Source organism: Streptomyces sp. NPDC059564 (genome assembly GCF_042735575.1).
In the GTDB taxonomy this organism is placed as follows: Bacteria; Actinomycetota; Actinomycetes; order Streptomycetales; family Streptomycetaceae; genus Streptomyces.
Map to the genome: position 1 here is coordinate 1 of NZ_JBHWBP010000729.1, position 1058 is coordinate 1058.

Annotated in this window: 1 protein-coding gene; it reads left to right on the forward strand. The window is 72.0% G+C overall.

Annotated features, from left to right (window positions below; all coding sequences use genetic code 11):
* Positions 1-999: MinD/ParA family protein (locus tag ACFV0Q_RS41980; protein ID WP_385013393.1), on the forward strand; the 999-nt coding region annotated here is incomplete at its 5' end.
* Between the last annotated feature and the right edge of the window lie 59 nt (positions 1000-1058).

Sequence of the window (1058 nt, forward strand, 5' to 3'; positions counted from 1 at the left end):
GAGCTCGAACTGATCCGCACCCCGGTGATGTCCTGCTACCGCATCGCCGTCATCAGCCTCAAGGGCGGCGTCGGCAAGACCACGACCACCACCGCCCTCGGCGCGACCCTCGCCACCGAGCGCCAGGACAAGATCCTGGCCATCGACGCGAACCCCGACGCCGGCACCCTCGGCCGCCGCGTCCGCCGCGAGACCGGCGCGACGATCCGGGACCTGGTCCAGGCGATCCCGTACCTGCACTCGTACATGGACATCCGGCGGTTCACCTCGCAGGCCCCCTCCGGCCTGGAGATCATCGCCAACGACGTGGACCCGGCGGTCTCGACGACCTTCAACGACGAGGACTACCGCCGCGTCATCGAGACGCTCGGCCGCCAGTACCCGATCATCCTCACCGACTCGGGCACGGGACTGCTCTACTCCGCCATGCGCGGCGTCCTGGACCTGGCCGATCAGCTGATCATCATCTCGACCCCGTCGGTGGACGGCGCGAGCAGCGCCAGCACCACCCTCGACTGGCTCTCCGCCCACGGGTACGCGGACCTCGTCTCGCGCTCCCTCACCGTCATCTCCGGCGTCCGCGAGACCGCCAAGATGATCAAGGTGGAGGACATCGTGCAGCACTTCGAGACCCGCTGCCGCGGCGTCGTCGTGGTGCCGTTCGACGAGCACCTCGCGGCGGGGGCCGAGGTCGACCTCGACCTGATGCGCCCGAAGACCCGGGAGGCGTACTTCAACCTCTCCGCGCTGGTCGCCGAGGACTTCGTACGCGCCCAGCAGCAGGCGGCGCAGGCGCACTGGGGCGGCCCCCAGCAGGGCCAGCAGCCGCAGCCGCCTCAGCAACCCCAGCAGCAGCCGTACCCGCAGCAGGCCCCGCAGCCCGCGGGCCCGTACCAGCAGCCCCAGCAGCCCCCGTACGGCGGCCAGCCCTACCCGCAGCCCGGCCAGCCCTGGCAGCAGCCCCCGGGCCAGCCCCCGCGCGACCCCCGCCTCGGCTGAGGGACCCGTACACGCGGACACGCGAGAGGGCCCGTACCGTCCCCAGGACGGTACGGGCC